This is a genomic window from Bacillus sp. OV322 (assembly GCF_900112495.1).
In the GTDB taxonomy this organism is placed as follows: domain Bacteria; phylum Bacillota; class Bacilli; order Bacillales; family DSM-1321; genus Peribacillus.
The window spans coordinates 532,264-557,656 of the sequence record NZ_FOMA01000002.1 but is presented as its reverse complement, the minus strand read 5'-3'; the positions used below and the strand labels follow the sequence as shown (position 1 = coordinate 557,656).

The window sequence follows — 25,393 nt, the reverse complement described above, 5'->3', positions numbered from 1 at the left end:
GAGCGGAAATCAACCCCTTGTTCAGGTAGCAACAAAGTTTAAGAAAACAGCCTTTAAATTTGAGGTTCCTGGCCATCTTTAGCCATAAAAAAACACACCTGTTTACGGTGCGGTACAAATTAAAAACTAAAATGTACGGCAGCCCGGCTGTCTTAGCAGTTTAACTGCCTTAGATCCGCGGCTTTGCGTCCCCATCTTTCAATGGGTTTGCCTTTGGCTAACTATCTATAGATTTTTTTAAACATACCCTATTCCCTCATTTACAAATACTTATATCGGAAATAAACCATAAATATTAACTATCATTTCAATATTTATGTAAATTTCCTGAAAATTCCTTAACAAATCTAACTGACTTTTACAGCAAAACAATAACTCTGAATGAATTCATTAACGATTATAAAGAATGGCTTGTACAGCAAGGACATTGATATCTGCCCATAAATGAAGGCCAGTTTGAGTTAACTGGCCGTTAGTGTGTATCCCGGATTGCAGGATCTTTAATTTTCTTTTTGCTCCCCATTTTCTTTTTGTTCACCCTGGGCAGCATTTTTTTCTGCTGATTGTTGTTTAATCTGCTCACGTAAATTTTTCCGTAAATACTCACGCAATTGCTCTGTTCTTTTTATTCTTCCCATCGTCACTGCTCCTTCCATAATCATTTCATCATTAGTATATTATCCCGTTCTCCATTTTGTGTGGACAGTTTCCTAATATTCTAATAATTACTCACAAAGGAAGCATTGCCTCACTGATTTATTTTCCCTGATGAAAACCCCTCGAATAGCCGTCCCCCATATGGTCTTAAAACATTTTCAGTTAGAATAAGCACCCTATTTTTTTCATGAAATTGATAAAAAGCATCGAAAGCATCAACAAAGGTTTTTGCAAATTGGTCATCAAATTGTTTTAATGACCGGACAATCCATTTAGAAGACCCGATCCATTTCCCGTTTGTTCTCAGCACAAACTCATGAAGAAGATCAGCCAAAGTATTCGCTGAAAAAATCGCTTCTCCCCTGTCTTCTGCAGCAAGAAAATCATCCAATGCATCTGTTATAAAATACCTTTTTACATCAATAGTTTCTTTGCCCCATCGCTTCGGTCCTTGAGATAAAATTTCCTCAGCCTCTTTTTTCATTGAAGAAACGAACCCTTCATCTTTGATGACGATTCCTTCTGAAACCATTTTTGGCAGGCATGGCTCTGCCCTTTCGCAATCGCCTTTAACATACTCCTGATAAGATGTTAAATTATGCACAAACACTTCAATAGGCCAACCGTTTTCAAGTAAAGATTCTCTGTAAGAGGACGGGACACACTGATCAATGATCACAATATCTAAATCAGAGGCAACAGTCTCTTCTCCTCGGACTACACTGCCTGCAAGAATGGCGGCCTGGCAGCCTGCAAAATATGAAGCAACAAATTCCTCTGCGGCATCAATCGGTTTTTTCCTTAATACATCCCCCACCATTCATTTCCCCTTTTGTTTTTCAGCCAGTGAAAAGGATTCGAATTCCACTCGCTTTGTTGTTTCGTATTCGGCAATCTCTCTTTGAATCAATTCAATTTTTTTGCTGAACAAAGGGCCGTCATAAACAAATGTGTGATATTCTCCCGCTTCTCCCATTGGGCAAATATCCATCTTTGCTATTTCCTTTGCAAACTCCCAGTCTATTGTTCTTCCCAGCCACTTTTCCAATTTTTCATCTTTAATCGTACGGATGACCATTGCCCGATAACCTGATTTTGTGAAGCGGTGAAGATTTTCAAGTGCGTCCTTCTTTTCCGTCCAAAGTGGATACAAAGCCTCAAGTCCGGTTTTTGCGGCAACATCCTCACCCCAGTCTCGATGTTCCTGTAAATATAAATCTCCAAATGCAATCGCGTCTGCTTTGTACTTTTCCTTAAGGATCAGAACATCCCGAATAAAACAATCCGTGTATGTATCCATATCCACCTCAATAAAATGGATGGGAGTACCCAGGGCTTCTGATTGCGCCCTAATCATCTCCCGTTTTTCACCATGACCAAAGGTCCTGCCGATTTCCCGGGATGCAGTCGTTAATAAACATACTGCCTCATGCCCTTCTTTTCTCAGCTTGTCGAAACTTAAACATGCATCTTTTCCGCCGCTCCAGGACAATAATATTCTCAATTTAATAGTCTCCTTTTTCATAAAGGCAGGTTTCTACCCTTGAACATTTGGCAATAACATCATATTTACTGCTGCCAAAATGGCAAGTAATAATCCACTCCCTTATTTCCTTAGCTTCCTTGCTTTTATTATAAACGTCGTTGGAACCATTCTCGCTTTATATAACGAATAGTGCCTTTTTGAGAAATCCTCCTGCTGATTACGGTATTTGGCGGCTGCTTCCCCCTCTACCAATCTTTCAATTGTAAAACCGGCCTTAACTAATTCATTTATATAGGTGCTTAGTTTTCTTTTATATAAGTATACAGGCAGATTCCCGCCTTTAAATGAGCTGTATGAATAAACCCCTTCCTCCTGATAAGATCCCTGCAGCTTTACTATTCCGTCCTCTGCCAGCAGATTCGTGTAAAAAGGATGCTCCCAGCTAAAAATAAAACTGCCTCCTTCCTTAAGATAAGAATAAATGGCAGAAAGAGTCTTTGCTAAATCTGTGGTCCAGCCGAGTGCATAAATCGAATAAATAATATCAAAATACTCATTCGGAAGACCAATAGAATCCTCCATCGCAGCACAAAAGAGCCTGGCATCAGTGTCTTGAAGAACAGCTTGTGCCGTTTTGATTTGTGATGATGATAAATCTAATCCCCACAGCTCCCGTGCCTGATGATCTGCCATATATCTCAACGAATGCCCGCTTCCGCACCCGATGTCCAGCACCCGTTTGTTTTCAATGCTATCAAACAGTCCAATTTCCTCTTCCGTTACGGTGTATGGCCCAAACTCCGGCAGTGCTTCTTTTCCATAAAATTCAGGCGCCACATCATCCCAGCATTTTTTATTATGTTCGAGTATTTCAATTCCCTTCATAACCATGCTCCCTCCATATACCACCATACTTTTCGCTGCCCAAATGCAAAACTCCTCTATTCTTTAGGCTCTTTTGTTATAGATTGTTGTTTTTTAATTTAATGTGTTTTGTGAGGCAATTCCATTGTTAAGGCAGGTTGATTGAAGCGAAAGGTGCAAAGACTCATGCGGGATTAGCGGAACAGGTGAGACTCCGCAGGCGCAGCCGAGGAGGCTCACCGCTTGCGTGGAAAGCGAGTTTCCTGGAGCGGAAATCAACCCCTTGTTCCATAGCAGCAGAGTTTACGAAAACAGCCATTCTTTAATACGGGATATATGAATGGATAAAGGCAGAGGAGAATATATTGGGAAATGAACAGCTTTTTAAAGGAGGCTGGACGTATGCAAAACACACAGTCGGAAATCGGGAGAATTGCAGGGATACTAGTTAAAGATCAATTAACAAATGGCTCCTGGGATTATCCTTTTGAAACAGGATTAGTGTCAGATGCCTTTATGATTATTTTATTGAGGATATTAGAGAGAAATGATGAACAATTGATAAGACGGCTTACAGACAGAATTATCAGCAGGCAGGGGCCAAACGGGGCTTGGAAGCTATTCCATGATGAAAATGAAGGGAATTTATCACTGACCATTGAAGCCTATTACGCTCTTTTATATTCCGGGCTGAAGCATAAAGACGAACCTGACATGAGGAAGGCCCGCTCTTTTATACGTTCCAGAGGCGGATTAAAGAAGGCTCGCATGTTCACTAAAATGATGCTGACGATTACCGGCCAATACAGCTATCCGCCTATATTCCCTATACCTCTTGTAGCTGTACTTCTTCCCCCCTCATTTTTTGCAAGCATATATGATTTGTCAGTATATGCACGCTCGAATTTCATTCCGCTCCTTCTTTTGGCAGACCGCAAATTCCAGGCGATAGTGGCTAATACCCCTGATTTGAGCGATCTGCTGCATACAAAAAAGACTCAGGATGATAGCAGCTGGGAGGAATTTGGGGCCGAGGGATACCGTTCAATATTTTCTTCCATCAAGCATGGCGCAGAATCGCTCATTGATATTACAGCCAATCATCACACTTTTGCCGAAAAAGCAGCTGAAAAATTTATGCTTGAAAGAATAGAACCGGACGGGACTCTGTATAACTATTTCAGTTCTACGTTTTTTATGATTATTGCATTGCTCTCACTTGGATATTCCAAAAATGACCCTGTCATCGTAAGAGCTGTTGAAGGACTGAAAGCCACAGTATGCACCATAGGAGGACATATCCACATTCCCTATACTACGGCACATTTATGGAATACAGCTTTGATCAGCTACTCCCTGCAGGAATCCAAGGTACAGTCAGCAGATGACTGCATTAAGAAAGCAAATGGCTATCTTCTTTCCCGCCAGCATACGAGATACGGAGACTGGGCTATCCATAACTCAAAAGCAATTCCAGGAGGGTGGGGTTTTTCTGATTTCAATACAATCAACCCTGATTTGGATGATACATCAGCTTCACTCAGGGCTTTGATTCCTAAGCATGATGCCTTTCCGCAGCAAAAAAGCTCGTGGATGCAGGGTTTATCCTTCATTCTTTCCATGCAGAATGATGATGGAGGATTTCCGGCCTTTGAAAAAAATACCGATAAGCACCTTTTCACGCTACTGCCGATTGAGGGAGCAGACACCATCCTGACAGATCCGTCGACTCCAGACCTTACTGGAAGAACACTCGAATTCCTCGGAACATACGCCAATCTAAAAAAAACTGAAAGGTCCATGAAGAAGGCGGTCTCCTGGCTTCTCCATAATCAAAGAAATGATGGATCCTGGTATGGAAGATGGGGAATTTGTTATATCTATGGAACCTGGGGAGCACTTACCGGATTAATGGCGGCAGGCTTCCCGCACGATGACCGCAGAATAAAAAAAGCGGCAAAATGGCTGATGAACATTCAAAACAGCGATGGCGGATGGGGAGAATCCTGTTATAGCGATATCAAAAAAGAATACGTCCCGCTTGGCGCCAGTACCTTAATCCACACAGCATGGGCAGTTGACGCACTTATTTCCCAGTCCCCGCATGCCACAGACGAAATTGACAGAGGCATTTCTTTCCTGATTAAGAATGGGGAAAAGGAGGATTGGACCACTTCTTATCCGGCAGGGCAGGGGCTGGCTGGGTATGTATATGCCCACTATCACAGCTATCGCTATATTTTCCCCTTGCTTGCATTAAGCCACTACCGAAGAAAATACAGTGATTAAGAGATAAAGAGGAATCAGTGCGATCCGGTTCCTCTTTCCTCATTCCGGAATACGCCGGCTTACCCTCTCCCTAAATGGAAAAGCTGATTATTCTCTTAATTCATAAAAAAATCCATATGTTGTTTTTCACTTCTATAATAATGAAGCCGGTCCTGCAAAGTGCCAGTATGAAATTCGAATTTATGTCCATCTGGGTCCGTAAAATATATGGATTTTTTATCTTCATCACTTCTATCACGTCCCGGAAGAATGGATACCTGCAATTCTTCCAGGTGCCTTTTGAACGCATCAAAATCCCTTTCTTCTATTGAAAAAGCAATATGCGTATAGGATTGATGAATGTCACGCCGCGGAATATTCTTTTCCTCATTTAGAGCAAGCCATATTCCGCCTAAATCAAAGTATGCGGTGCTCCTGCCCTTTACCAGCAGCTTGGCTTTTAATGCCTGCTGATAGAAAGTGATTGATTTTTCCAGATTTGACACAGAAAACAGCATATGATTTAACCCTTTGATTTCCATCTCTTTCACTCCTTCAAAAGCAGCTTTTAATAAAATGCCGTTTTCGTAAACTTTGCTGCTATGGAACAAGGTGGTTGATTTCCGCTCCAGGATGCTCGCTCCAATCAACCCGATTTAACAATGGAATCGCCTCACAGAACTCATTAAAAAACAACAATCTTAAGAAAAGAGCCTAATTAAAAAAGCAGCTCCACCATAAAGCAGAGCCGCCTGAATTTTATGGTATCAGCAAGATTTTTCCGGTGCTTTTTCTGCTTTCCAGAAATTGATGAGCAAGCGTACCATCTTCCAATGGATATATAGCCGGTTCAGCAATTTTTACCTTGTTGTCCAGAATCCTTTGAAACAGCTCATTTGAACGTGATAATCTTTCCGAACGGGAAGTCAGGACATTCCAAAGATCTCCTCCGGTGAGCGTTTTTGAAGTATCCATAAGCATCCGGGGATCAACTGAAACCGGATCTCCGCCAGCCATTCCGTAAAACACAACTGTTCCCCCTGTACGCACTGCTTTAAAGCTATCCATCAGGGTGGATCCCACTGACTCATAAACCACGTCTGCGCCGCGGCCATTTGTCCAGTTCAGCACCTGTTCTGGCCATGGCTGATTATATAGGAAAACTTGATCTGCTCCTGCCTCTTTTGCTGTTTCCATCTTAGCTTCAGAGGATGTCAGGCCAATGACTCTTGCGCCCATCAGCTTCGCCATTTGAATAAGCAGCCCTCCAACTCCTCCGGCCGCTGCATGAATTAAAACAGTGTCACCTGCTTTGATTGTATAGCTGTCCTTCGTTAAGTAATGTGCGGTAAGCCCCTGCAGCAGAACTGATGCGGCTGTTTCAAACGAAATACCTTCAGGGAGCGGTACCGCCTTATCCAATGGAACAGTGACAAATTCTGCATTTGCATAAGGAACATCGGCAAATCCGATCCTGTCTCCCGGCTTTATGTCTGTCACATTAGAGCCGACTTGCTCAACAATGCCTGCACCTTCGTATCCTAAAATATACGGAGGCTCTCCAGCAAGATGGTAATTTCCTTTTCTTCTATAAACATCCGCGAAATTTAAACCAATCGCTTTCATGTTAACCAGTATTTCATCACGTCCAAAAGACGGTGTTTCAACCTCTTTCACTTTCAATACTTCCGGTCCGCCGAAAGATTCAAATACTAATGCTTTCATGTGGTTCCCTCACATTTTAATCAATTTGTTCTTGCTTACCAAAAGTCTACATGATGAGGAACAAGATTTCAAAATTTCAACGCTTCAATATGCAAGAGCAGCTTCATTGTCTTAATTATGGTCCCGAAAATTCAAAACGGAGAGAAGAAACATTCCAAAACTGATCATCAAAGATAAAATTTCAAATGTATCCATTTGGGATCGCCTCCTTGATATTCAGCTTCCCCGGGCCCAAGATTGTCCTATACATAAGAGGATTGGCCTTTTTTATAAAACTCATAAACTTTTCTGCTATGGAAACAGGGGGTTAATTTTTCTCTTTTTATAGCTGCATGTTGTGATTTGATTCCCAAGAACAAGTGTTTATAAGCAGAACCTGTGTCCTAATCGTTCCAAGGCATTAACCTGTCACGAACTATCTTTAACAAAGTTGTTACTTTATTGGGTTTACAATGAATGCTAGTGCATCCACCTTTATTTCGGTGTTCGATACTTCTGGAATATAAACTCACTCGATGAAAATAAGCAAAATCCTCTTTTAACAAGACTGTTTTGTATACTTTGCTGCTATTGAACAAGGGGTTGATCTCCGTTCCAGGATGCTCGCTTTCCGCGGGGCGGGAGGTGAGCATCCTCAGCTGCGCTTGCGGGGTCTCACCTTCCCGCTAATCCCACAGGAGTCTCGCACCTTACACTCCAATCAACCTGGTTTAACAACGGGATCGCTTCACAGAACATATTAAGAAACTACAATCTTTAAGAAAAGAGCCTTTAACAAAGTTGTTCTTTTGTACTGGAGGTAAAGGTATGAAGTTAAGAGAATTAATAGATGAAGTGAATAAGTTGTGGGGGGTAATGCAATTGTGTATATTTTGTAAGATTATTTCAAAAAGAGAGTAAGCGTATATTGTTTATGAAAATGATTATGTCTGTTGCTTTTTGGACAAATTCCCAATAAGTAAAGGTCACGTATTAATTGTTCCCAAAACACACTATCAAGAGTTCAGCGAGGTCGATTCAATCAGCCTTTCAGAAGTGATTCTCTCTGCTCAAAAGATTGCTCAATCGCTTGAAAAATTATTAAATACTGACGGTATAACTATTATGCAGAATAATGGTATTTTCAAAGATGTGGAACATTATCATATGCATATTATACCAAGATTTAATGGAGACGGGTTCTCTTGGGTGGAGCCAGATATTGATATAAATGATAGTGATTTTGAATTATTACAAATGAAATTAAACGAATGCCTGTAAATGCTTGATGCCAAAACCTTTTTTCATATAAAAAAAGGCCACATCCCTTGAAAAAAACAGGAATGCGGCCTTGTGAGGGTTATCAGTATTTTCGATGCTGGTTGCAGTAAATGCATGACACCTGGAAGCGAACCATCTTAACCGGAGAGCAGCCTGACAATATCACATTAGGCTATCCTTTATGATTTTCCAAACAGCTTTTCCCGGTTGGACTGCGGCTTTGTCAGCAGTTTCCCCGCCTATCGCTAATGATCCGCAATCCAGAAGCATTAATGCAGATTTCTCTTATTTAAAAGCCATAGAAGCTTTTACGGCCTTTTTCCAGCCTTCATATAATTGATTGCGGTCTGCATCCTCCATGGTTGGGCCGAAGGTTTTATCAATGGCCCATTGCTTGGCGATATCCTCCTGGCTTTCCCAATATCCCACAGCAAGGCCTGCCAGATATGCGGCTCCCAGTGCTGTCGTTTCATTAATCACCGGACGTTCTACCGGAACATTCAGCAAATCGCACTGGAATTCCATCAAGAAATCATTTTTGACTGCCCCGCCGTCAACCCGCAGCGTTTTAAGGTGAATGCCGGAATCGGCCTCCATGGCATCCAGCACATCCTTCGTCTGATATGCGAGAGACTCAAGGGTGGCTCTGACAAAGTGTTCCTTTGAAGTACCACGCGTAATTCCAAATACTGCACCCCGGACATCGCTATCCCAATATGGTGTGCCAAGGCCTACAAATGCAGGCACAACATATACTCCATCAGTGGAAGCTACTTTTTTGGCATAGCCTTCACTGTCCTGGGCAGTCTTTAGCATCCGGAGTCCATCCCGAAGCCATTGAATGGCAGATCCGGCGACAAATATACTGCCTTCTAATGCATATTCTACTTTCCCGTTTAAACCCCACGCTATTGTAGTCAGCAGGCCATGCTGGGACTGTACAGCCTTTTCACCTGTATTCATCAGCATGAAGCAGCCTGTTCCGTACGTATTTTTTGCCATTCCCTGCTCGAAGCATGCCTGGCCGAAAAGGGCTGCCTGCTGATCCCCTGCTGCACCGGCAATCGGGATTTCTTTTCCGAAGAAATGATAGTCAACCGTAGTGGCATATACTTCAGAAGAAGGGCGGACTTCAGGAAGCATGGATTTTGGCACACCCAAAACGCTTAACAATTCATCGTCCCACTTCAAGTCGTATATGTTATACATAAGTGTGCGGGATGCATTCGTATAATCCGTTACATGCGCCTTGCCGCCTGAAAGCTTCCAAATTAGCCATGTATCCATGGTCCCGAATAAAAGCTCACCAGCTTCCGCTTTGCTGCGTGCACCATCTACGTTATCCAGAATCCACTTTACTTTTGTTCCGGAGAAATAGGCATCAATAAGCAGCCCTGTTTTTTCACGGAATGTATCGTTATGTCCCTGGCTTTTTAACTCTGAACAAATTTCGCTTGTTTGCCTGGACTGCCAGACAATGGCATTATAAACTGGAGTTCCTGTTTTTTTATCCCATACAACAGTGGTCTCCCTTTGGTTTGTGATTCCAATCCCCGCAACCTGTTCCGGCTTCACTCCGGATTCTGACAGGCAGGAAGCGATGACTGCAAGGATAGACCCCCAAATTTCATTAGCATTATGTTCAACCCACCCTGGCTTGGGGAATATCTGAGTAAATTCACGCTGGGAAGTGTGGACAATTTCCCCTTTTTTATTGAATAAAATTGCCCTTGAGCTTGTAGTTCCCTGATCCAGTGATAAGATATACGTTTCCATTACGAATTCTCCTCCTAAATTTCATTCTATAGCGGTACTTTACCCAGTAATTAACTATAGCTAATCTTAAACCGAGGTGTTGATGCCCTTATCTGTAGCCAATCCCTTTTTTCCAACAAGAGCGGCAAGGCCCAATATTACAAGTGTTCCAATTACTACAATCCAAAAGGCTGTGTGAACTTCACCCTTAAATACTGCTTTATAGAATACAGCTCCCAGTGAACCTCCAAGGAGCGGCCCCGCAACAGGTATCCAGGAATATCCCCAGTTGGATCCGCCCTTGCCTGCAATCGGAAGCAAAAAGTGGGCAATCCTCGGGCCCAGGTCACGGGCTGGATTAATCGCATATCCTGTAGTTCCGCCCAAAGACATGCCGATTGCTACAATCAGCAAACCGACTGCAATAGGATTCAAGCCTTCCGTAAACTTATTGGCACCGATAAACAGAAGACCAAGCACAAGGATGAATGTCCCGATGATTTCACTAAGAAGGTTTGAAAAGGTGTGCGGGATGGCGGGTGAAGTTGAAAAAACTCCAAGCTTCCCAGCCGGATCATCCGTTGCTTTCCAATGAGGCAGATAATGCAGGTAAACAATGGCTGCTCCAAGAATGGCTCCTATCATCTGGCCAATTATGTATTCTGGCACATCTGCCCATGCAAAATCACCATTAATGGCAAGAGCCAGTGTAACTGCCGGATTTAAGTGGGCCCCGCTGATGGAACCTACTGCAAACACTCCCATCGTTACCGCAAGTCCCCAGGCAATAGTGATAACTACCCATCCTGCATTATTGGAGTATGACTTTTTCAGTGTGCTTCCTGCTCCGATTCCAGCCCCAAAAACAATTAAAATCATCGTGCCCACAAGCTCTCCCCAAAATGCCGTCATTACCTTTTCCCCCTTTTGTTTTTTATTTCCTTCTTTTAGAGATAAAAAAAGAGACCAGCAAACAGATTAACCCTTAGGTTAGAGTATGTTTGCGTGATCTCCTAATCTCCGTCACAATCATTAACTTAATAGAAGTATATGATAGCTTGAAAGCGTTGTCAAATGTTTATGTAAAATAATTGTAAAATTCCGTAAATTACAGAGATTAGGAGTAAGGTACTGCGTATGTCGAATTTCCGTCTGATTATTCCAATAAATATCATCTGCCACTTTAAGAATATTAAGCGGACAAATTTGATTGATGACACACTTGGCATTATTCAAAAAGCTCAACAAGGGTCAAACAGCCGCACTAAAAGTCGAAGCAGAGAGAAAAATTGATTCAGCAAAAAAGATGAACAGGGGGCCACTCGACTCCAACTGCCCCTTGAGCTATTAAATTCCCTTTCATGTGACGTAGGCTTTTCGAATCGTATGGACCTGATGGACAGAGTAGCCACTTATTTTTACATGGTAAGTGACAACAAAACAGAATTCCAATGAAAAGGATTATCCTCCCACTCTCAAAAGAAGCGAGACCACTCATGCAATCCATTCTTTTCCCTTTATAGCTGATAAAGGCGGGAGTACAATTAGTAAGGAGGACATGAAATACGGAGCGAAGTACCTGAGTAAGGCCTTTCAAGGCTACAAAAAACATTCGAAAGAGCGATCCTACTGCTAACGTTCATTTGCTTGTGACAAGAAGCTTTAACCGGAAAGTAACAGAGTCCATTGCAACCTCCTTTGTTCACACATTCTTGGACGTGCTTGTGCGATGCTGGATTTAATCCTGTCCTCTCTTAATAAATTAAAGTTTTGTTTATATATTCCTTTTTTGGGTATTTTTTAATAATAATTCTTTTTCCCTAAATATATATAGTTCTAAATAATTATGTATTGCCAATTTCAAACCATTCCACCTATTAATGCTTAATACCTAAAATGGTATAATTAAAATATTGGGAGAATTTCATTACATTGTATATCTTTAAAGAATTGAGGTGTGCATTTTTTATGTTTTCTGCATTATATGCTCGGTTACTGGAAAAAGAAGGGCAATTAACTAAGCTGCAAACTTGTTCGTCACAATTATATAGCTGTCAGCATGACTTTAAATTCAATCAAAAAATAATATCAGAACCTATTTTAACTCCACTAAATTGGAATGGAACTCTTGCGGCTGAATTCACTGATATACGTGAGAACAATATGGTACAGGAATACTCCAAGTTGGCAAATGAGCAACTGACAGATGTAATTTCTGCAGTAGAAGCCAAAATCATTGAGGTAAAGGCTGAAATTGAATCTATTAAACTGCAAATTGCTTCATTCGAAGAGCAGGAAAGATTAAATGCTAGTAAAGGGAAGTGAGAATAATGAGCAATAAAATTAACATTCGTATCCAAGAAATAGAAGCGAGTTTGGAACAAATGAGGACTAGTTCGGTAAACGTAGTTACCAAAATTCCTTTTGACGAAATGTCCCCAAATAATCTTTCGGTTACCCGTGAGATAACCTTGGTTAATCAGAATCTCCAAAAAGTGATAGAGCAATACAAAGCCCTTCTTTTAATTCATATAGACTCTACTAAAAAATCAGCTTATGAAATGTTAAAAGCAGATGAAAAAGTAGCTCAAGATATATCAAGCAGCACACATGGATAGACTTTATTAATAGGTGGCGAAAAATAATATGAAGATATTAGACGTTTCCTCCTTACAGGCGGGAATTGAAAAAATAGAAAAAAGTCTATCCTCTCAAATAGGAGAAATTGAACAACTTAACATCTCTGTGATGGATTTCTTAACCGAGAAAGATTCATTTTCAGGAAAAGGAGGAGATGCAATTCGATCTTTTTATGAAGAATGCCATTTGCCTTTTCTAAATTACTATAAAGACGTTCTGATAGACTACATTGATATTTTAAGATTAAACAAAAAATCTCTATTTTCTTTCGAATCATCCCAGAATGGCTTTATAGCTGAAGGATTTCTTAGCCATGAATTAGAACAAGGGATTAAAAAGGCTAAAGAATTAACAACATCGCTTACTAACGAAACCAATGATGTTATAGAGAGCGTTCAAAGTATCATTACTCTGAATAAATTGGATGATTTCGAATTCAGAAACGGAGCCAGCAATGCAGCAGCAAAAACAGATTCTGTTCTAGATAGCTTATATAAATTTGATTCAGAAAGTACGAAATCGCTGACCCCTATTACGAATCACACAACTGCAATGAATGACTATGTAAATAAAATTTCATCCATGTTTAATAGTAAAGAACTTTCTTTCAGCAGTTATAAAGCTGGTGTTCTTTACAAAAAATTGAATGATCAGTCTCTCAATGATACAATTAGCAGCAAAAAGGCTTCTTCTATTCTTACAAACTTTGAGAAAAAGAAAACAGAAGAAAAAAAAGATCTCTTAACAGCATTAAAAAACGGTGCAAGAGGTTCAATGGTACCTCTTGCTATGATGCTAGCGCTTCATAAATCAGGAGTTTTGAGAATTGAATATACAAAAAAGAAAAATCACTATGCTTTTAAGTATAATAAAGCTGCGTTAAAATACCTGAAGGGTAAACTAGGACCAGAATGGTCAAAAAAACTAATTACACGTTTAAATAATTTTTCAAAAGAAAGTAGCTTTATTGAAAAACAACTAAAAAAACAAAAAAATGGTTTTCCTGGTGCGAAAAATTTTAAGGACACACGTACATTAGCCCAAAAGACTAATGCCACACTTAATAAATTAATAACCAAAAATAAGCCCATACACGAAATGCTAAAAGGAAAATTAATAAAAAACTCTACGGGAGACATGCTTATTTTAAAGAAAGCATTTCCAAGAATTGCTGCAAAAACTAGCGGAACAGGAACAGCTATCATCGGCGTTGTCACCGGTATATATGCCGGCACTCAGCGATTCATTGAAAATAACAAGAAATATACAGGCGAAAAAAGGTTTGAAATGAACGGTAGAGTGGTGGGTGAGGAGGTAAATAAAGTAGCCATGAGTACTGCAGGTGCTGCTGCTGGAACTTATATAGGGGCCGTTATTGGCGGAGCGCTTACGGGACCTCTCGCACCGATTGGAGCAGCTGCAGGTGCTGCTATTGGCGGAGCAATAGGTGCAAGTGTAGGAGAATGGAGCACAAAGTATACAAAAAAATGGATGAGTGCTGCAGGGGCAGCTGTAGGAAAAGTAACTCATTCTGTTAAAAAGAAAATTGCCAAGTCAATTGATCAAGCAAAAGACGCTGTTTCAGATATCAGTAATAAAGTTCTTGGCTGGATTTAAACAATTTCCACAAAAAGGATGTAATTTAATTGCAAATAATAGGTATAGCAGCTGGCTTTTTAGGTTTAATCGCATTATTTAATTTTCTCTACACTATTTTATTTCTGTTCAGCAACCGTTTAGGGCGAGGAGTCTATGAATGGTTTACTGAAAGCTTAAACTTTTTAGAATTTCTCGTGTTTCCTTTTGCCGGTCCATCCTACATTGTTTCTTCTCATATTTATGATCATCGCAATTGGTGGGTTTCACGCTTCTTAATTATAGGCTTTTTGATTGTTCTAATGATCTTAATGACTATATTTTATTTAATTTACTCAAAATTAGCTCTTGGACTTTGAATAATATAATCACGTTAGGAGAATTCTGGATGAATTATGCTCTTTCTGTTGAAGAATACATATTAGCATTAACTCTTGTAGGAGCTGAAGAAGCTGCCTTCTCTATAAAAGAAGAAATCTTTGCCGATATATCAGAACAGGAATTAGAAGCACGGCTTGATAGTGCGACTAACGGACTTCTTGCAAAAAATTTGCTTTTAATAGACGGCGAGGAAGAAATAGTTGATCATGAATTTAAAACGTTTCTTCTCAGTTTACTCAACACACCTAGAGTAGTCAGATGCCAAATAGCGGATGGTACTTCCTTAATCACAGCCTCTGCTTTCTGTGGCGATACTTATAAAATTCAGCAAACTTTTTATCAAGATAGGGTTTTTAGATTCTGGGACAATGTTCCAATAGATCAATTGGGTACCTACCTGCACTTAACCGACCGTGGTGAATCTAATTCTGAATTACTAGTAAGTGAGCCACTATTCGATGGGGTTATTGATTCACTATTAGAAGGAAAAATGCTATCAGATGAGGACAAAGACTTATTTCCATCAGATTTTTTAGCTGCATTAATTAATAAGGAAGGCCGCCTTAATACCCTCTTTGATTACCAATTTAAAAGTGACAAAGTTACAGTAACCACCCAGTTGTACATCACTGACAATGGGCAGAGCTGGTCGATTGAACAAGATAAAGATTCAATTCAAATCAAATCACTCTCCATTGATTCGTTATTCAAGAAAGGCCAACCCATTAAATGACCAAATAACGTTTTTAAAAAAATGCAGGATTGTTCCTGCATTTTTTTATTTTTCCGGTTATCATAAGCTGAAGCACAATAGGGATAGAACTTTTTAAAAGGCTATTTTCTAAAGAATGTTATTTTCAGTGAATTCTGTGAGGCAATCACATTGTTCAATGGGGTCGTAAGGTGCAGGACTTCCTGGGGACTAGCGGGAAGTATGCTTACTGAAGCAGAAATCAGCCACTTCGTTCCATAGCAGCAAAGTTTACGAAAACACTCTTTTATAAGGTTACTTCCTACCTAAAAAGAACTGCAGAACAGAAAATCCTGTTCTGCAGCGGCTACTAAACTTTAAACTGTCCAACAGATGTTAGCAGGGATTCCGCCAGGATTGAAAGCTTTTCTGCCGAAACCGCTATCCCTTCCATTGATGAGTGCTGCTCTTCCGCTGATGCAGCTGCTATTACCGTATTATTGGCTGCTTCTTTGGAAAGGACAGCGACTTGTTCAGATTCTTCCGTTAAATAACGGACAGAACTTGACATCTCCTCTACCTTATTTTGTACTTCTGCTGTTTTTTCAGATACCAAAGCTGCTGATAGCGAAATATGCCTGAAAGAAGCAACAGTCTGTTTGACAAATGAAACACCTTAATCCATGGAGGCGGTTCCTTCCTCCATCCCATTTACAGCGGTATGGGAACTTCCCTGAACCTCCTGAACCAATTTTCCGATATCCTCTACAGCTATATTCGTTTCTTCTGCAAGCTCTTCCTTACTTCATTTGCTACAACAGAAAATCCTTTTCCGGCTTCACCTGCCCGTGCAGATTCAATTGATGCATTAAGAGCCAGCAGATTCGTCTGGCTGGAGATATTCTTAATCATACTTAATATGGTTTCTATACGGTTGACTTGCTTGCCCAGCTCAAAAATGGCAGAAGCTGTGCTGCCCATTTATCCTGTACATCCTCCATAACATGCAAGGTTTTTCTCACAGAATCAGCTCCTTCATCGGCCCGTTCATGCGCTTGCTTGTTCCTTAGGGCGGCTTCCTCTACAGATAACGAAAGGCTCTCTATCTTCCCCGCCAGGTGCAGGCTCTTATTCAATGATTCAGATGACGAACTGAGCTGCTGTCCGCTTCCCGCTGCCACTTCATCCATCGTAGCTGATATCTGTGCTGCAGCTCCAGAGGTTTCTGAGGATGATTCTGTCAGCTCTTCAGAAGCAGCTGCAACCTGGTTTGCAGCGTCTTCAACAGAAATCATAAGTCTTCTCAGTAAGCTGAAGGTTTTATTAAAGTATTCCGCTAGCTCGCCAAGTTCATCGCATCCCTGTACCTTTAACAGTTTTGTCAAAATCCCTCCCCCTTCAGCAATTTCTTTAAATTGCTTCGTCATCCTTTTGACCGGCCTGACGATGGAACGTGTCAGGTACAGTGCGAGCAGCATGGCAAGCAGCAGGGATCCTGAAACAATGCACCAATCAGAATCATTGCTTGTTTTGCATCATCTTCTGCCTTTTTCAGAGCTTGATCCGTATGTTTCATGTTGTCCTGTTCCACTTTTTTATGTATTTTCCGGAAAGAATCCATATAAACTCTTCCGCCTTCGATATCCTTTGACGCTTGATCTAATTGCCCTTGTTTAATTAAAGATATCTGCTTTTCATAGTGCCATTAAAGGATTGGACGCCTGATCGCTTCTTAGAATCCCTATATCTTTCTGCAGCTTAGCAATAAATACTGAACCCTCCCATCATTCCCAATAAAAGAATCATGGATAAAAAAGCCGCCTGCAGCTTTCTGCCGATATTCAGCCTAATACGTTGCATCTCTTTTGCCCCTTTCGGAAAATTGGTACTTTTTTTCTTATCGGAGCGCCAAAATGATTATTTATTGCTTCAGTCCAATCTTTACAGCAACTTTACACGGGTTTTACAAAGTCCTCTCTTCCTGCATTTGCATGAAACTATCGAAATATTAAAAATTATCTGGTATTATTTTACTGTTACTATTTGAAGAGATAAAAAGGAGGTTAAGTAATGAGATTGCTGCTCAAGTTATTTGGCAGTTTGTTGATGTGGGGGATTGTCGCCTGCCTTTTAATTTTGATAACGCTTCTACCAAGAGATATTGAATCACATCGCGTTGGCTATGATGATATTATGGAATACCATTTTAGCTGGGAAGCTTATGAAAATAATATAAAAGATTACCTAAAGGATGTAAAAATACATAAAAGCCTTGGTATCACCGCTTATGAAATGCCTGTAGAAACCGAGATGCTTCATTACGGCTGGAGAAGTGCAAAAGTAATCATTCCTGCCCTCATCATCAGCCTTATCGCCGGTATCTTTAAGGGAATTTATGATTATAACCACCAAAGCGGCTTTAGCAGGATTTTCGGGAAAAATGCAACGTGGCTTGGACAGTCCGTTCCCGAGTTTATTTCCATTATGTTTATACAGACAGTCCTTTTTGAAGCTGGAAAATACGGCTTTCCTGACGTGGATATATACGGAGATGAACACTGGTATAATATCTTCCTTCCTATACTATTTGTAAGCATGTATCCCGCTGCCATTATAGCCCGATATACTTCAGAGGCTATCGAAAATGAGGATGGAAGGGACTATATCCTGACTGCCCGCTCCAAGGGAATCGGCGATAGAATTGTACTTTGGCGACACACGCTCCGCAACTGCTGGCCAAATCTATTGCAGCAGAGCATCCCGGTCATGATGATCCTTTTATCTGGGATGTTCATTGTCGAATTTATGTCTCAGTACAGGGGCATAGGATTACGATTGGTGTCTGCCCTTCATATTAAAAGCAGCTTCATGGCCGGAGCCCCCATGCCAATCGACACTTCCGCCGTCATTGGTTTCAGCCTTCTTTTCACGCTGATCCTTCTTATCACCCAATGGCTGACCCAGATTGTGTCACATTTTGTGAATCCTGTTAAAAGGAGGGCCCGCTGAAATGAAAAATAATAAATCCTTCATATTTGGGATATCTGGCTTGGGACTGTTGCTCTTTCTGATTATTTTTGGACCTTATCTGCCTGGAATTGATGAACACCTTACAACAAGAAGCTACTTTCATTCATTTTTCAATCTCCCTCCCTACCATCCATCCCGCGATTTTATCCTGGGTTCAGACAGGAAAGGACGAGATGTGCTCAGTGTCCTTATTTTAGGAACGAAAACCACCTTGCTCACAGGTGCAGGATTAAGTGCAGCTGTATTTGCCCTGGCTATTCCGCTTGGAATCAGTTCTGCTCATTTTCCATATATTAAAGTACTTTTGCAGGGATGGAATTATTTATTTTCCCGCATTCCGCTGATTTTCTTTTTTATGTTCATTGTTACCATTCCCTTTTTTATTTTTTCTCAGCATCGTCCCGTATGGATGTTCATTATCCTGGTAGTCCTGGAAACAGGTAAGATAGCGGAGGTTATCGAAAAAAACATCCAATCCATTCACCAGACAACCTATTATGAAGCAGCCATGGTGTCCGGGACAGGCATGAAAGGGTTATTTAAATGGTACTACTGGCCGATTTGCCTTCCGCAATGGCTCTCCTCCTTTTTCACACACATCGGAAACATGCTTTTTCTGATCGGGCAATTAGGTATTTTTAATATCTTCCTATCCCAAAAATTCATCCAGCTTCCCGGCGGGCCAGGACCCACTTTTTACGGGGTAGTGAATACAGCAAATCTCTGGCCCGTCTATCTGACGAATATTATCAATGATATTAAAGTAGCGCCGTGGATACCGATATGCGCATCGTGCTTTATCATTTTTTCCATGCTGTCTTTCTTTGCTCTTGGTGAAGGAATCCGCCAGCTGGAACGGCAGTCCCGTGAAAGCTCTTCATTGCCAAGACGGCGTGCTCAAAGACTCTTCAAGCTCCAATCTCTGCTTGGAAAAGAGAGAAAAAAGGAAACGAACTTATAGACTTCTGCAGCGGGAATGCTGGTTCCCTTTTTAAAATTACGGATTTTTCAGTTAGGTTTAAGGATGGTTTGGGTAAGATAAAGTGAAACTGCCATTACCGATTTCCTTTCAGAAACACCGCTGATGGCCAGTTGAATGAAAAGGGCTCCCATTTATAGAAGCAGGGGCTGTCCGTTCATCCGGAAAAAATGTTGAACATCCAGGAAAGGAGTGTATCTGTTGCTGGCTCTTATTTTAAAACTGACAGTTTCTTTTTTTGCAGTCATGAACCCGCTTGGCAATATCCCTATATTCATTACATTGACAAATGGATATTCTGTCAGTGAGAAGCGCAGGACGGCAAGAAAAGCTGCGATTATTTCCTTTATCATTCTTACTGTCTTTCTAGTTTTAGGGAATTTGATTTTTTCTGCCTTCGGAATAACAATCCATGCTTTTCGTGTAGCGGGAGGCATTTTAATTTTTGGAATAGCCTATAATCTGCTGCATGCCAAAAACTCAAGGGCACAAACTCCTCATGAAGGAGAGCAGCAAGAAGCGAAGCAGCAGGATGATATATCAATTACTCCTCTTGCATTGCCTATTATGGCAGGACCAGGTACGATTGCAACGGTCATGGCCCACACTTCCACACATTCCGTTTCAAGCCTTTTGACTGTATTCATCAGTTTTACATCGATCCTTGCCGTTACCTTTGTTCTTTTTTATTATTCTACTTCTATCATATCCAAGCTTGGACAAAACGGATTAAATGTAATATCCAGGCTGATGGGACTTATACTTGCTGTAATGGCAATCCAAATGATTGCAGAAGGTATACATGGATTATTTCCTCACATATAGACGGATGACTGATTTGAAAGTCCGTGCTTATTCATGAAAAAAAGCGCTGGGCACAATTACGTGCTTCGGCGCTCTTTTTTTGTTCTCATTGCAGCTTCCTCCAAAGCAGGAAGAAAACGATGATTATCTTGAAGAAGATCTTCTATCTCATGTGAATCCAAAGGCTTTCTGTAATAGTACCCTTGCCCGATTTCGCAGGAATTCTCTAGAAGAAAATGCACTTGTTCGGCATTCTCGATTCCTTCAGCGATTACTTCAAATCCCAGGTTCAGACTCATATCAATGATTGCCTTCACTATGGATCCATGATTCAATGGGTCCATGATGTCATCAATAAAAGATTTATCAATTTTAATCCGGTCAATGGGAAGATGCTTTAAATAGCTTAGTGAAGAATATCCCGTCCCAAAATCATCGATAGATAGGGCTATCCCAAGCTTCTTGAGCTTATTAAGAATAAGAGAGGATCTTTTTATGTTTTGCATGATGCTCTCTGTAATTTCCAGTTCAAGATATTTGGGACTCAGTCCAGATTCGTCAATGATCTTTTGAAGCATTTCGATAAATGAGTCCTCCTGCAGCTGCCGCACTGAGATATTGACTGCTACAGGCATTGGTGTATACCCTGCTTTCTGCCAGCACCTGTTCTGCCTGCATGCTTCTCTTAACACCCATTCTCCTAGCGGCACGATCAGCCCGGTTTCTTCCGCCAAAGAAATGAACTCATTTGGCGGTACAATCCCAAGCACAGGATGCCTCCACCTGATAAGGGCCTCAACTCCAATAACCTTACCCGTTCCCAGTTCAACCTGAGGCTGATATTGAAGAAAAAATTCTTTCTGATCCAATGCCTTTCTTAGCCCTTTCTCGAGCTCCATCTTACGCATAGATGTATTATCCAAATCATGCGAATAAAATCTAAAGGTGTTTTTTCCCGCGTCCTTCGCCAGGTACATGGCATTATCAGCATGCTTGATCAGTGTATCCTGATCTTCACCGTCAGCAGGGCACAAGCTGATTCCTATGCTTGGTGTGATAAAGTATTCTTCCTTATCAAGGTAAAAAGGAGGAGCAAAAGAATCTAAAATCCGCCGTGCCACTTTCTCCGCTTTTTGTTTATCCGTATTTTCAAGCAGAATCAGAAACTCATCTCCTCCCTGCCGTGATACCAGACCTTCCTCCTGAACAGAATATGTGAGCCGCTCTCCTGCCTTGCGGAGCAAAAGGTCACCGATTGTATGTCCTTTTGTATCATTGATAAGCTTAAATCGATCCAAATCAAGGAAAATGACGGCTAATGACTTATCTCCAGGCTTATTCAATATACTATTAAGCTTGCGGTTGAGCATATTGCGGTTGGGCAGGCCAGTAAGGGAATCATAGTAGGCCATATGCTGAATCTTTTTTTCCGCTTTTTTTCTTTCTGTAATATCCCTCCCGACGATATGCCATGCCCGCCTGCCTTCATAAATAATAGGCATCGCCGATACTTCTACGTCCATAACTTCCCCGTTGATCCGAAATGCCTCAATCTCAAATCTGAGCTTTTCCGTTTCTTTGTTCCATTTGGCCTGGATTTTTTCTTTCGCTGACTTCAGCGTTTGTGGTGAGGCAAATTGTGTGGCAGGCTTTCCTATAAGCTCACTGGGATCGCCAGCACCAACCAGCCTGCTGCCTGTATCATTGATATAATCTAATTTACCCCGGCTGACAACCACGATAATATCCGGCGACATTTCCACAAGGCTTCGATAGCGATCCTCGCTTTCCCTGCGGAGTGTGATGTCGAGCAAAACACTTGTAAAACTGATCATCTGTCCGTCTTCATTAAATGCCGGAATTCCCCGGTCCTGAATCCACCGTATTTCTCCATCAGGAAGGACAATCCGATAAACACTCGTTGCGGGCTGGCGCGCATTGAATGCTGCCTCTCTATTTTTCAAAACATATAAATCCTCTTTGTAAATTACTTTTTTCCATAAGCTGTAGTCCCTGTAAAATTCATCCAGGGAACGGCCGTAAAGCTTTTCTATTCCAGCGGAAATCATAAGCTTGTCCGTTTTCATATCATGGGACCAGATGGCAACATCCAGCGTGTCGAAAATACTGTTCAGCTTTTGATTGCTTGTTATTAATTCCCCTGTGGTCCTTTTGTGGCCAGTAAACAATACATACAGCAATATAATGCTGCCAATTATAATGATAAGTTCAACTATATGAAAATACAGCCATTTTTCAGGAAACCTTGCTTCCCATATTTCCTTTAGCATCGCCAGCAGAATGGCTGCTATGCATATTAAAACTGGCCAGCACCAGTTTTTACTTTTATTCTCTGATTTCATGATGATAGTCTCCCATTATTCAGCATAGACATTTTTGTGCTTTCGTCATTCTATACTTTTATCGGAAACTATAGCTGAAATTGTATAGCTGCAGTATGTTCCGCTTACAAAAAAGGGAAGATAAACAAAAAAAGCCTGAATAAAAGGCTTTAGCTGTTTTTATGATTTAAGCTGCAGATTGTAGCGATAAGTTTCTTCATCCGAATAAAGCTTATAGCCGAGGGCTGGACTGTAGTCTAGAGAGATTTTATGATAAAGATGCTTTTGGCTTTCCTTCGATACCAAAACGGGAATTCCCTCCGTAATGAATAAGTCATCTTGTGGTCCTTTTTGGTCAATGCGAAGATCATGTTCGGCATATAAGGAACAGCTGCCCACAAATATGGCTTCAATCCTGACTCCTTCATTTTCCTTAAATTCAATCATCTTCAATTGAGCTGCGGCAGCCGGTTTGATGATAACCTCCATGCCCTTCACTCTCCTTTATTTCATGTAATAAGTATATACCCCAAATTTAAGGCACTATCCTATTGAGCTCCATATTCAATGTCGAATTATTTTATTAAATCGCCAATAGCGGTTATAGTAGTAATTAGTGATCAATGAATAAGAAAATAAAAAGATGGTGACATAATGTCTGATAATTTCGAACAACTAAAGCTGGAAAATCAGCTTTGCTTTCTTCTATATGCCAGTTCCAGGGAAATGACGAAGCAGTATAAGCCCTTGCTCGAAGAACTGGACGTAACTTATCCCCAATATCTCGCTCTTCTGCTACTATGGGACCAGGAAAAGCTAACGGTGAAAAAAATGGGAGAATTGCTTTATTTGGACTCCGGTACTCTGACTCCTATGCTAAAGAGAATGGAACAGAATGGGCTGCTACAAAGGAAACGTTCTCCCAAGGATGAACGCTCAGTAATCGTCGGGATTACAGAAAAAGGAATGCAACTCAAGCATAAAGCTGCCTCCATCCCCGGCCGCATCTTTGAATTGAGCGGGAACAGCGAGGAAGAATACACATCTTTAAAAGCTTCACTTTTCAATCTGCTGAATATACTGCATAAAAGTAATGAATAAGTAAATTGCAGACATCGCAGGGTTGTATCAGCGTTTTAGCAGCACGAGTAGGTATTAAATTTATCAATGAAGAAGGGTGCCTAAATTAGGTACCCTTCTTCATTGTTGATTAAATCACTTCCAGCACTGTTTCAATATTACCTTTTGTCGCCTTGGAATATGGACAGAATGCATGTGCTTTATGCACTAGCTCCTCTAATTGATCCTTTTCGATCCCGCTGCCTTTCACCTGCAATTTTACCGCTAATTTAAATCCTTGATCCGTTTCATCTTTTACAAGACTCACGTTAGCAGTTACTTCGGATGCAAAGGAGACTCTTTCTTTTCTGGCAATCAGCTGCAGCGCACTGTCAAAACATGCAGAATATCCAGCAGCAAAAAGCTGTTCAGGATTTGTAGCATCAGGAATTTTTTTCTTCCTTGGAGTGCCAGGCATAGCTATATCTAATGTTAAATTGCCTTCCGATGATTCCACTCTTCCCTCACGTCCGCCAACAGCAGTTACAGATGCAGTAAATAATGGTTCAGTCATAATATAGTTCCTCTTTTCGTTTTTTTTATTTTAATTGTGTACAATTGAATTTTACAAAATTGTAAGTAAAAATTCAAGCCTTTTTTTGATGCTAAATTCTCGTCTGCTGTTTCACTGCGGATATTCACTTTTCAAAGATAGTTCCGGAGCATGCACAACCCGCAGAAGTCTTGGCCTTCGGCTTCAATCAGCACCGTATAATGTACTTTAAAAAACCAATAAAAAAAGCTGATCTTTTCAGAGATCAGCTTTTGGTGTTTATTTTCTTTGTGAATGTTCTTTTTCATTATCGTTTTCTTTTTCAGCATTAAAATTCTTTATAGCTTCATTAAAGCGGTCCGTAAAATTGGTGAAAACCCCGTTCACTCCCCATTCGAGGGCTTTTTTCATATCAGCTTCATCATTGACGGTATATGGATGAATAAACAAGTGGTGCTTCCTGGTCTTCTCTACATATCCCTTGCTGATACCGCTGAAATTAGGTCCTATTCCAATGGCATATTTTTTGATATCCGCAAGCTCATCATCCGTGATGTCAGTTGGCTTGCTGTACGATAAAAGCTGGATCAGCGGGATCTTCCTGTTCATTTCATGGACTTTCAGCAAGCTTTCCTTACTGAAAGATTGAATAAGAGCATGGCTTGATTTAGGATTTTGGCTTGTAAGCTTGTATTTTTCCAGGAGCTGAAGAAGTTTTTCTTCCATACCCGGATATACATCCGGAGACTTCGTTTCTATATAATAGTTGGAGTCACTTCCAAATGCCTTAAGTATTTCTTCAAGTGTCAAAACTTTTAACCCTGCATATCCGGGCTTGGCATATTGAGGATACTTCTTATTAAACCATGAGCCAGCATCCAGATTTTTAAGCTGCTGCAGCGTAAAATCCTTTACCGCTCCTGTTCCATTCGTTGTACGATCAACTGTTTCATCATGCATGGCAACCAGCTGGCCGTCCTTGGTCATTTGCAGGTCAATTTCAATATAATCCCCCTTCAGTTCCTTGCCTAACTGATAGGAAGGAAGAGTATGCTCCGGCGCATAACCTGATGCCCCCCTGTGAGAAATGGTAATCACTCTATTTTCATACACTGGTGCAATGTTGTGTTTTTCGTGTTTTTCGTGTTTTTCATGTTTTTGGTGAGCGGAAGCATGAATACCTGCCGCCTGAAAAATAAAGCCTGCACTCATAATCAATAATCCTGCCTTTTTCATCGTTTTTTTCAATTTCCTCTCTCCCTTCCATTGATACCCCCATTGTAATAGAAAAATGTTAAGTGGA

Annotated in this window: 26 protein-coding genes, 1 pseudogene and 1 riboswitch; of the genes and pseudogenes, 11 read left to right on the top strand and 16 right to left on the bottom strand. The window is 40.9% G+C overall.

The features are described from left to right. Positions 1 to 134: 134 nt before the first annotated feature. Positions 135 to 222, bottom strand: a riboswitch (cyclic di-GMP riboswitch). A gap of 278 nt (positions 223 to 500) precedes the next feature. The 4 genes from BM126_RS22225 to BM126_RS06955 form a co-directional block, all read right to left on the bottom strand. Continuing rightward, positions 501 to 638 carry a hypothetical protein gene (locus BM126_RS22225; RefSeq protein WP_177201342.1) on the bottom strand — a complete coding sequence of 46 codons (138 nt, stop codon included), beginning with the start codon at positions 636 to 638 and terminating at the stop codon, positions 501 to 503. 110 nt (positions 639 to 748) lie between these two features. Further along, positions 749 to 1,477, bottom strand: coding sequence for a nucleotidyltransferase domain-containing protein (locus BM126_RS06965; RefSeq protein WP_371261415.1), 729 nt, complete (start codon positions 1,475 to 1,477; stop codon positions 749 to 751). Continuing rightward, positions 1,478 to 2,161, bottom strand: coding sequence for a Dph6-related ATP pyrophosphatase (locus BM126_RS06960; protein ID WP_371261414.1), 684 nt, complete (start codon positions 2,159 to 2,161; stop codon positions 1,478 to 1,480). A 102-nt stretch (positions 2,162 to 2,263) separates the two neighbouring features. Next, positions 2,264 to 3,028, bottom strand: a complete 765-nt coding sequence (locus BM126_RS06955) for a class I SAM-dependent methyltransferase (protein ID WP_090988828.1) — start codon at positions 3,026 to 3,028, stop codon at positions 2,264 to 2,266. A 381-nt stretch (positions 3,029 to 3,409) separates the two neighbouring features. Between BM126_RS06955 and BM126_RS06950 the strand changes: the two genes are divergently transcribed. Beyond that, complete coding sequence (locus tag BM126_RS06950) at positions 3,410 to 5,296, top strand: terpene cyclase/mutase family protein (protein ID WP_090988827.1); 1,887 nt, start codon at positions 3,410 to 3,412, stop codon at positions 5,294 to 5,296. Positions 5,297 to 5,391: 95 nt separating this feature from the next. Here the strand turns inward: BM126_RS06950 and fosB are convergent, their stop codons facing one another. From fosB to BM126_RS23270, 3 genes are all read right to left on the bottom strand, one after another. Beyond that, complete coding sequence (gene fosB, locus BM126_RS06945) at positions 5,392 to 5,817, bottom strand: metallothiol transferase FosB (RefSeq protein WP_090988974.1); 426 nt, start codon at positions 5,815 to 5,817, stop codon at positions 5,392 to 5,394. A 217-nt stretch (positions 5,818 to 6,034) separates the two neighbouring features. Beyond that, positions 6,035 to 7,000, bottom strand: a complete 966-nt coding sequence (locus BM126_RS06940; RefSeq protein ID WP_090988826.1) for a quinone oxidoreductase family protein — start codon at positions 6,998 to 7,000, stop codon at positions 6,035 to 6,037. Between the two features lie 111 nt (positions 7,001 to 7,111). Further along, the gene (locus BM126_RS23270) at positions 7,112 to 7,195 is read right to left on the bottom strand and encodes a putative holin-like toxin (RefSeq protein ID WP_371261424.1); all 84 of its coding nucleotides are present in this window, start codon (positions 7,193 to 7,195) and stop codon (positions 7,112 to 7,114) included. A gap of 744 nt (positions 7,196 to 7,939) precedes the next feature. Here BM126_RS23270 and BM126_RS06935 point away from each other — a divergent pair. Continuing rightward, positions 7,940 to 8,260 (top strand): HIT family protein, encoded by a 321-nt coding sequence (locus BM126_RS06935; protein WP_371261413.1) that lies wholly within the window; start codon positions 7,940 to 7,942, stop codon positions 8,258 to 8,260. Between the two features lie 285 nt (positions 8,261 to 8,545). On the opposite strand, the gene glpK is transcribed toward BM126_RS06935, so the two are convergent. Together glpK and BM126_RS06925 are read right to left on the bottom strand one after the other, a co-directional pair. Then, a complete protein-coding gene (glpK, locus tag BM126_RS06930) occupies positions 8,546 to 10,036 on the bottom strand; it encodes a glycerol kinase GlpK (protein ID WP_090988825.1) in 1,491 nt (496 codons plus the stop codon). Positions 10,037 to 10,102: 66 nt separating this feature from the next. Beyond that, a complete protein-coding gene (locus BM126_RS06925) occupies positions 10,103 to 10,927 on the bottom strand; it encodes an MIP/aquaporin family protein (protein ID WP_090988824.1) in 825 nt (274 codons plus the stop codon). Between the two features lie 1,056 nt (positions 10,928 to 11,983). Between BM126_RS06925 and BM126_RS06920 the strand changes: the two genes are divergently transcribed. From BM126_RS06920 to BM126_RS06900, 5 genes are read left to right on the top strand one after another with little or no spacing between them, the layout of a single operon-like run. Next, positions 11,984 to 12,340, top strand: a complete 357-nt coding sequence (locus BM126_RS06920) for a YwqH-like family protein (RefSeq protein WP_090988823.1) — start codon at positions 11,984 to 11,986, stop codon at positions 12,338 to 12,340. Between the two features lie 5 nt (positions 12,341 to 12,345). Beyond that, a complete protein-coding gene (locus tag BM126_RS06915; protein WP_090988822.1) occupies positions 12,346 to 12,633 on the top strand; it encodes a DUF5344 family protein in 288 nt (95 codons plus the stop codon). A gap of 28 nt (positions 12,634 to 12,661) precedes the next feature. Continuing rightward, positions 12,662 to 14,272 carry an LXG domain-containing protein gene (locus BM126_RS06910; protein WP_090988821.1) on the top strand — a complete coding sequence of 537 codons (1,611 nt, stop codon included), beginning with the start codon at positions 12,662 to 12,664 and terminating at the stop codon, positions 14,270 to 14,272. A 29-nt stretch (positions 14,273 to 14,301) separates the two neighbouring features. Beyond that, a complete protein-coding gene (locus BM126_RS06905; protein WP_090988820.1) occupies positions 14,302 to 14,610 on the top strand; it encodes a hypothetical protein in 309 nt (102 codons plus the stop codon). Positions 14,611 to 14,639: 29 nt separating this feature from the next. Further along, positions 14,640 to 15,365, top strand: a complete 726-nt coding sequence (locus BM126_RS06900; protein WP_090988819.1) for a hypothetical protein — start codon at positions 14,640 to 14,642, stop codon at positions 15,363 to 15,365. Positions 15,366 to 15,693: 328 nt separating this feature from the next. Here BM126_RS06900 and BM126_RS06895 read toward each other — a convergent pair whose 3' ends face one another. From BM126_RS06895 to BM126_RS06885, 3 genes and pseudogenes are all read right to left on the bottom strand, one after another. After that, entirely contained in the window at positions 15,694 to 15,939 is a 246-nt protein-coding gene (locus BM126_RS06895; RefSeq protein ID WP_177201341.1) for a hypothetical protein, read from the bottom strand. Between the two features lie 161 nt (positions 15,940 to 16,100). Next, positions 16,101 to 16,232 (bottom strand): annotated as a pseudogene (locus BM126_RS22745) (methyl-accepting chemotaxis protein); the annotation flags it as partial. A gap of 17 nt (positions 16,233 to 16,249) precedes the next feature. After that, positions 16,250 to 16,801, bottom strand: coding sequence for a HAMP domain-containing protein (locus tag BM126_RS06885; RefSeq protein WP_090988816.1), 552 nt, complete (start codon positions 16,799 to 16,801; stop codon positions 16,250 to 16,252). A 592-nt stretch (positions 16,802 to 17,393) separates the two neighbouring features. On the opposite strand from BM126_RS06885, the gene BM126_RS06880 reads away from it, so the two are divergent. From BM126_RS06880 to BM126_RS06870, 3 genes are all read left to right on the top strand, one after another. Then, entirely contained in the window at positions 17,394 to 18,332 is a 939-nt protein-coding gene (locus BM126_RS06880; protein ID WP_090988815.1) for an ABC transporter permease subunit, read from the top strand. 1 nt (position 18,333) lies between these two features. Then, complete coding sequence (locus tag BM126_RS06875; protein WP_090988814.1) at positions 18,334 to 19,314, top strand: ABC transporter permease subunit; 981 nt, start codon at positions 18,334 to 18,336, stop codon at positions 19,312 to 19,314. A 219-nt stretch (positions 19,315 to 19,533) separates the two neighbouring features. Continuing rightward, positions 19,534 to 20,157, top strand: a complete 624-nt coding sequence (locus BM126_RS06870; protein ID WP_090988813.1) for a MarC family protein — start codon at positions 19,534 to 19,536, stop codon at positions 20,155 to 20,157. A 56-nt stretch (positions 20,158 to 20,213) separates the two neighbouring features. Here the strand turns inward: BM126_RS06870 and BM126_RS06865 are convergent, their stop codons facing one another. Both BM126_RS06865 and BM126_RS06860 read right to left on the bottom strand, forming a co-directional pair. Beyond that, the gene (locus BM126_RS06865; protein ID WP_090988812.1) at positions 20,214 to 22,499 is read right to left on the bottom strand and encodes a sensor domain-containing protein; all 2,286 of its coding nucleotides are present in this window, start codon (positions 22,497 to 22,499) and stop codon (positions 20,214 to 20,216) included. A gap of 159 nt (positions 22,500 to 22,658) precedes the next feature. Further along, positions 22,659 to 22,967, bottom strand: a complete 309-nt coding sequence (locus BM126_RS06860) for an iron-sulfur cluster biosynthesis family protein (RefSeq protein ID WP_090988811.1) — start codon at positions 22,965 to 22,967, stop codon at positions 22,659 to 22,661. Positions 22,968 to 23,132: 165 nt separating this feature from the next. Here BM126_RS06860 and BM126_RS06855 point away from each other — a divergent pair, with 165 nt between their 5' ends. Next, positions 23,133 to 23,579, top strand: coding sequence for a MarR family winged helix-turn-helix transcriptional regulator (locus tag BM126_RS06855; RefSeq protein WP_090988810.1), 447 nt, complete (start codon positions 23,133 to 23,135; stop codon positions 23,577 to 23,579). Positions 23,580 to 23,688: 109 nt separating this feature from the next. On the opposite strand, the gene BM126_RS06850 is transcribed toward BM126_RS06855, so the two are convergent. Both BM126_RS06850 and BM126_RS06845 read right to left on the bottom strand, forming a co-directional pair. Beyond that, complete coding sequence (locus tag BM126_RS06850) at positions 23,689 to 24,111, bottom strand: organic hydroperoxide resistance protein (protein WP_090988809.1); 423 nt, start codon at positions 24,109 to 24,111, stop codon at positions 23,689 to 23,691. A gap of 258 nt (positions 24,112 to 24,369) precedes the next feature. Next, positions 24,370 to 25,326 carry a glycerophosphodiester phosphodiesterase gene (locus tag BM126_RS06845; protein WP_141770037.1) on the bottom strand — a complete coding sequence of 319 codons (957 nt, stop codon included), beginning with the start codon at positions 25,324 to 25,326 and terminating at the stop codon, positions 24,370 to 24,372. Between the last annotated feature and the right edge of the window lie 67 nt (positions 25,327 to 25,393).

Excerpts from the sequence above, each read along its gene's own strand:
- BM126_RS06955 (WP_090988828.1), bottom strand. The coding sequence starts at position 3,028 with ATGAAGGGAATTGAAATACTCGAACATAATAAAAAATGCTGGGATGAT.
- BM126_RS22225 (WP_177201342.1), bottom strand. The coding sequence starts at position 638 with ATGGGAAGAATAAAAAGAACAGAGCAATTGCGTGAGTATTTACGGAAA.
- BM126_RS06900 (WP_090988819.1), top strand. The coding sequence starts at position 14,640 with ATGAATTATGCTCTTTCTGTTGAAGAATACATATTAGCATTAACTCTT.
- BM126_RS06875 (WP_090988814.1), top strand. The coding sequence starts at position 18,334 with ATGAAAAATAATAAATCCTTCATATTTGGGATATCTGGCTTGGGACTG.
- BM126_RS06865 (WP_090988812.1), bottom strand. The coding sequence starts at position 22,499 with ATGAAATCAGAGAATAAAAGTAAAAACTGGTGCTGGCCAGTTTTAATA.
- glpK (WP_090988825.1), bottom strand. The coding sequence starts at position 10,036 with ATGGAAACGTATATCTTATCACTGGATCAGGGAACTACAAGCTCAAGG.
- BM126_RS06860 (WP_090988811.1), bottom strand. The coding sequence starts at position 22,967 with ATGGAGGTTATCATCAAACCGGCTGCCGCAGCTCAATTGAAGATGATT.
- BM126_RS06880 (WP_090988815.1), top strand. The coding sequence starts at position 17,394 with ATGAGATTGCTGCTCAAGTTATTTGGCAGTTTGTTGATGTGGGGGATT.
- BM126_RS06910 (WP_090988821.1), top strand. The coding sequence starts at position 12,662 with ATGAAGATATTAGACGTTTCCTCCTTACAGGCGGGAATTGAAAAAATA.
- BM126_RS06855 (WP_090988810.1), top strand. The coding sequence starts at position 23,133 with ATGTCTGATAATTTCGAACAACTAAAGCTGGAAAATCAGCTTTGCTTT.
- BM126_RS06915 (WP_090988822.1), top strand. The coding sequence starts at position 12,346 with ATGAGCAATAAAATTAACATTCGTATCCAAGAAATAGAAGCGAGTTTG.
- BM126_RS06885 (WP_090988816.1), bottom strand. The coding sequence starts at position 16,801 with ATGCTGCTCGCACTGTACCTGACACGTTCCATCGTCAGGCCGGTCAAA.
- BM126_RS06940 (WP_090988826.1), bottom strand. The coding sequence starts at position 7,000 with ATGAAAGCATTAGTATTTGAATCTTTCGGCGGACCGGAAGTATTGAAA.
- BM126_RS06950 (WP_090988827.1), top strand. The coding sequence starts at position 3,410 with ATGCAAAACACACAGTCGGAAATCGGGAGAATTGCAGGGATACTAGTT.
- BM126_RS06920 (WP_090988823.1), top strand. The coding sequence starts at position 11,984 with ATGTTTTCTGCATTATATGCTCGGTTACTGGAAAAAGAAGGGCAATTA.
- fosB (WP_090988974.1), bottom strand. The coding sequence starts at position 5,817 with ATGGAAATCAAAGGGTTAAATCATATGCTGTTTTCTGTGTCAAATCTG.
- BM126_RS06845 (WP_141770037.1), bottom strand. The coding sequence starts at position 25,326 with ATGAAAAAGGCAGGATTATTGATTATGAGTGCAGGCTTTATTTTTCAG.
- BM126_RS06850 (WP_090988809.1), bottom strand. The coding sequence starts at position 24,111 with ATGACTGAACCATTATTTACTGCATCTGTAACTGCTGTTGGCGGACGT.
- BM126_RS06925 (WP_090988824.1), bottom strand. The coding sequence starts at position 10,927 with ATGACGGCATTTTGGGGAGAGCTTGTGGGCACGATGATTTTAATTGTT.
- BM126_RS06965 (WP_371261415.1), bottom strand. The coding sequence starts at position 1,477 with ATGGTGGGGGATGTATTAAGGAAAAAACCGATTGATGCCGCAGAGGAA.
- BM126_RS23270 (WP_371261424.1), bottom strand. The coding sequence starts at position 7,195 with ATGGATACATTTGAAATTTTATCTTTGATGATCAGTTTTGGAATGTTT.